Origin of the sequence: Adonisia turfae CCMR0081 (genome assembly GCF_011009555.1) — a bacterium.
Taxonomy (GTDB): Bacteria; Cyanobacteriota; Cyanobacteriia; order Phormidesmidales; family Phormidesmidaceae; genus Leptothoe; species Leptothoe turfae.
This window is the reverse complement of record NZ_QXHD01000005.1, coordinates 1-5,304: the sequence shown is the minus strand read 5'-3', so window position 1 is coordinate 5,304 and position 5,304 is coordinate 1. Positions and strand designations below refer to the sequence as shown.

The following is a 5,304-nucleotide window of genomic DNA, read 5'->3' as shown; positions in this document are numbered from 1 at the left end:
GCAAAAAGCGCGTCTTGCATAGAACAAGACGCGCTTTGTAGATTAGGACCCTGGCACCGAGCTATTTTCACAAGGGGCAACCCCCTCACTATCTTCACCGCAGGTGCGTTTCACAACCGAGTTCGGGATGGGTCGGAGTGGGACCACACCGCCATTGGCACCAGGAAAGCTATTGAGCTTACTGTTAATCTCTCAGTAGAGCCCTGAAAGACTGCATAGATTAGTATTAGTTCGAATAAGAGTTCATCCATGAGAACCCTTGACTGATAGGACAAGCCCTCGGTCTGTTAGTATTCCTCAGCTTCATACATTGCTGCACTTCCACTTAGAACCTATCAACGGGTCGTCTTCCCGTGACCTTACTGGATTAACTCCATGAGAGCACTCATCTTGAGGTGGGCTTCCCACTTAGATGCTTTCAGCGGTTATCCGCTCCGCACTTGGCTACCCTGCGTTTACCGTTGGCACGATAACAGGTACACCAGAGGTGCGTTCTTCCCGGTCCTCTCGTACTAAGGAAGACTCCTCTCAATGCTCTTACGCCTGCACCGGATATGGACCGAACTGTCTCACGACGTTCTGAACCCAGCTCGCGTGCCGCTTTAATGGGCGAACAGCCCAACCCTTGGGACGTACTACCGCCCCAGGTTGCGACGAGCCGACATCGAGGTGCCAAACCTCCCCGTCGATGTGAACTCTTGGGGGAGATCAGCCTGTTATCCCTAGAGTAACTTTTATCCGTTGAGCGACGGCCCTTCCACTCGGTACCGTCGGATCACTAAGGCCGTGTTTCCACCCTGCTCGAGTTGTCACTCTCGCAGTCAAGCTCCCTTATGCCTTTACACTCAAAGGCTGATTTCCAACCAGCCGGAGGGAACCTTTGCGCGCCTCCGTTACCTTTTAGGAGGCGACCGCCCCAGTCAAACTGCCCACCTGATACTGTCCACTAACCGGGTCACGGTCAATGTTAGAATCCTAGCCTTGATAGAGTGGTATCTCACCAGCGACTCACTAACACCCACAAGCATTAGTTCTATGTCTCCCACCTATCCTGCGCAATCAAAGCCCGAACCCAATACCAAGCTACAGTAAAGCTTCATAGGGTCTTTCTGTCCAGGTGCAGGTAGTCCGTATCTTCACAGACAATCCTATTTCGCCGAGCCTCTCTCCGAGACAGCATCCAGATCGTTACGCCTTTCGTGCGGGTCGGAACTTACCCGACAAGGAATTTCGCTACCTTAGGACCGTTATAGTTACGGCCGCCGTTCACCGGGGCTTCGGTCGCTAGCTTCATCCGAAGACTGACCAGCTTCCTTAACCTTCCGGCACTGGGCAGGCGTCAGCTCCTATACTTCCTCTTTCGAGTTTGCAGAAACCTGTGTTTTTGGTAAACAGTCGCCTGGATCTCTTCACTGCGACCCCCGTTAAGGGGTACCCCTTCTCCCGAAGTTACGGGGCCATTTTGCCGAGTTCCTTAGAGAGAGTTATCTCGCGCCCCTTAGTATACTCAACCCACCCACCTGTGTCGGTTTACAGTACGGGTCTGTTCGCTTCATTACATCCACAGCTTTTCTAGGCACTATCGTTCACTACGCAGCTTCCGTAGAAACTTCCCAATCCATTTAGGGTGTAGCTAGTTGTCATGCGTCCCTGCAATGCTCCACAAACAAAGTTCAGGAATATTAACCTGATATCCATCGACTACGCCTTTCGGCCTCGCCTTAGGTCCCGACTAACCCTCCGCGGACGAGCCTTCCGGAGGAAGCCTTAGGTTTTCGGGGTAGATGATTCTCACATCTATTTTCGCTACTCAAGCCGACATTCTCACTTCTGCTTCGTCCACACCTGCTCTCGCTAATGCTTCTCACTACTACAGAACGCTCCTCTACCACTTGATAAATCAAGTCCACAGCTTCGGTACATCTCTTAGCCCCGTTCATTTTCGGCGCAAGAACGCTTGACCAGTGAGCTATTACGCACTCTTTTAAGGATGGCTGCTTCTAGGCAAACCTCCTGGTTGTCTCAGCATTCTCACCTCCTTTATCACTTAGAGATGATTTGGGGACCTTAGCTGATGGTCTGGGCTGTTTCCCTCTCGACGATGAAGCTTATCCCCCACCGTCTCACTGGCAATGTATTCACTGGGTATTCTGAGTTTGTCTCGATTTGGTACCGCTCTCGCAGCCCGCACCGAAACAGTGCTTTACCCCCCAGCTATAATCACTACCGCTGCGCCTAAACACATTTCGAGGAGATCCAGCTAGCTCCGGGTTCGATTGGCATTTCACCCCTAACCACACCTCATCCGCTCCTTTTTCAACAGAAGTCGGTTCGGTCCTCCACTTAGTGTTACCTAAGCTTCAACCTGGACATGGTTAGATCACCCGGGTTCGGGTCTATAAACACTGACTATCGCCCTTATCAGACTCGGTTTCCCTTTGGCTCCGTCATTCTCGACTTAACCTGCCAGTGCTTATAAGTCGCCGGCTCATTCTTCAACAGGCACGCTATCACACGTTTAATCGTGCTCTAACTGCTTGTAAGCTCATGGTTTCATGTTCTATTTCACTCCCCTCCCGGGGTTCTTTTCACCGTTCCCTCGCGGTACTATTCGCTATCGGTCACACAGGAGTATTTAGCCTTACGAGGTGGTCCTCGCTGATTCAATCGGGATTCCACGTGCCCCAACCTACTCGGGATTCAGCTAGTATCCTTCAAATTTCGACTACAGGACTCTCACCTTCTTTGGTTCACCTCTCAAGTGATTCGTCTATCCTCCAGATTCCATATCGCTGTCCCACGACCCCAACTCTGATAAGAATTGGTTTAGGCTCTTCCCGCTTCGCTCGCCGCTACTAAGGGAATCGAGTTTTCTTTCTCTTCCTACAGCTACTAAGATGTTTCAATTCGCTGCGTTCGCTCGTACCCACCTATAGATTCAGTGGGCCGTACGTAGGGTTGCCCCATTCGGAAACCCACGGATCAATGCATGCTTCCTGCTCCCCGTGGCATATCGCCGGTAACCGCGTCCTTCTTCGCCTCTGTGTGCCTAGGTATCCACCATGAGCCCTTTGTAGCTTGACCTCTCAGTCTCTTTACTAAAGGTTCTCTGTGTCGAACTACCTATTCGACTAATCTATGCAGTTGTCAAGGTTCTCGCTAGACCTAAATCCAGCAGCCTATTCCCCTAGCCCATCTCTTAACAGACCTAAACAGGGTGCTGAAGTTATTCCTATCTCTGCCAATCTGGCAATATTTGGTGGAGGTAAGCGGACTCGAACCGCTGACATCCTGCTTGCAAAGCAGGCGCTCTACCAACTGAGCTATACCCCCATCAGTGGGCCATCCTGGACTCGAACCAGGGACCTCACCCTTATCAGGGGTGCGCTCTAACCACCTGAGCTAATAGCCCCAGCCTATACAACCTAAACAATAGTTTGAAATTCCCTCAATCCTGTCACGACCTAGAGTGACCAATATCGCTCCTAATAAAAATTCGTTCGGAGTCGATTCGGTAGGTCTCCCTTAAAGGAGGTGATCCAGCCACACCTTCCGGTACGGCTACCTTGTTACGACTTCACCCCAGTCATCAGCCCTGCCTTCGGCGCCCCCCTCCGAAAACGGTTAGGGTAACGACTTCGGGCATGGCCAACTTCCATGGTGTGACGGGCGGTGTGTACAAGGCCCGGGAACGTATTCACCGCAGTATGCTGACCTGCGATTACTAGCGATTCCTCCTTCATGCAGGCGAGTTGCAGCCTGCAATCTGAACTGAGCAACGGTTTATGGGATTAGCTCACTATCGCTAGTTGGCTGCCCTTTGTCCGTTGCATTGTAGTACGTGTGTAGCCCAGAACGTAAGGGGCATGATGACTTGACGTCGTCCACACCTTCCTCCGAGTTGTCCCCGGCAGTCTCTCCAGAGTGCCCAACTGAATGATGGCAACTAAAGACGTGGGTTGCGCTCGTTGCGGGACTTAACCCAACATCTCACGACACGAGCTGACGACAGCCATGCACCACCTGTCTCCTCGCTCCCGAAGGCACTACCCAATTTCTTAGGTATTCGAGGGATGTCAAGTCCTGGTAAGGTTCTTCGCGTTGCATCGAATTAAACCACATACTCCACCGCTTGTGCGGGCCCCCGTCAATTCCTTTGAGTTTCACACTTGCGTGCGTACTCCCCAGGCGGGATACTTAACGCGTTTGCTTCGGTACTGCACGGGTCGATACGCACAACACCTAGTATCCATCGTTTACAGCTAGGACTACAGGGGTATCTAATCCCTTTCGCTCCCCTAGCTTTCGTCCATCAGCGTCAGTCTTGGCCCAGTAGAGCGCCTTCGCCACTGGTGTTCTTCCTAATATCTACGCATTTCACCGCTACACTAGGAATTCCCTCTACCCCTACCATACTCTAGTTAATCAGTTTCAGTTGCTCTCCCACAGTTGAGCTGCAGTCTTTAACAACTGACTTAATTGACCGCCTACGGACGCTTTACGCCCAATAATTCCGGATAACGCTTGCATCCTCCGTCTTACCGCGGCTGCTGGCACGGAGTTAGCCGATGCTGATTCCTCTGGTACCGTCAGATCTTCTTCCCAGAGAAAAGAGGTTTACAATCCACAGACATTCCTCCCTCACGCGGCGTTGCTCCGTCAGGCTTGCGCCCATTGCGGAAAATTCCCCACTGCTGCCTCCCGTAGGAGTCTGGGCCGTGTCTCAGTCCCAGTGTGGCTGATCTTCCTCTCAGAACAGCTACTGATCGTCGCCTTGGTAAGCTCTTACCCCACCAACTAGCTAATCAGACGCGAGTTCATCCTCAGGCACATTAAGCTTTCAGCTCTCGCCATATGGGGTATTAGCTTCCGTTTCCAAAAGTTGTCCCCCGCCTAAGGGCAGATCCTCACGCGTTACTCACCCGTCCGCCACTCACCCCGAAAGGTTCGTTCGACTTGCATGTGTTAAGCACGCCGCCAGCGTTCATCCTGAGCCAGGATCAAACTCTCCATGGTAATCTCATTGCTCTCTAAAGAAGCAACAAGACTCATTCATCAAGTGTTGACCTGACACTCAGTGTTATCTAAGTATCCGGTCGTTTGACATCGGCCTCAACCTCGTGATAAGGTCTAACCAATTTCAAACTAAAGAAATTAAACAGGATTTTGTTAGAATCTCAAACTATTGATTTGTCTAGGTTCTAACTCGATTCGGTTACGGTGTTCGCCGCTCCCGTCTCAAGCGCTTTACTAATATAGCGAGCTATTCGTCACTGGTCAACTCCTTTCTTGAAGTTTTTTCGG

2 tRNA genes and 3 rRNA genes are annotated in these 5,304 nt (G+C 51.4%); all 5 read right to left on the bottom strand.

The annotated features are described in order from the left end of the window. Positions 1-48: 48 nt before the first annotated feature. Positions 49-165: ribosomal RNA gene (gene rrf, locus DXZ20_RS36980) — 5S ribosomal RNA — on the bottom strand. Between the two features lie 102 nt (positions 166-267). Further along, a 23S ribosomal RNA gene (locus DXZ20_RS36975) occupies positions 268-3,084 on the bottom strand. Positions 3,085-3,257: 173 nt separating this feature from the next. Continuing rightward, a tRNA-Ala gene (locus DXZ20_RS36970) sits at positions 3,258-3,333 on the bottom strand. Positions 3,334-3,338: 5 nt separating this feature from the next. Beyond that, positions 3,339-3,412: transfer RNA gene (locus DXZ20_RS36965), tRNA-Ile, on the bottom strand. Between the two features lie 115 nt (positions 3,413-3,527). Continuing rightward, a 16S ribosomal RNA gene (locus DXZ20_RS36960) occupies positions 3,528-5,016 on the bottom strand. Together the 16S, 23S and 5S rRNA genes with 2 tRNA genes alongside form the textbook arrangement of a ribosomal RNA operon. Between the last annotated feature and the right edge of the window lie 288 nt (positions 5,017-5,304).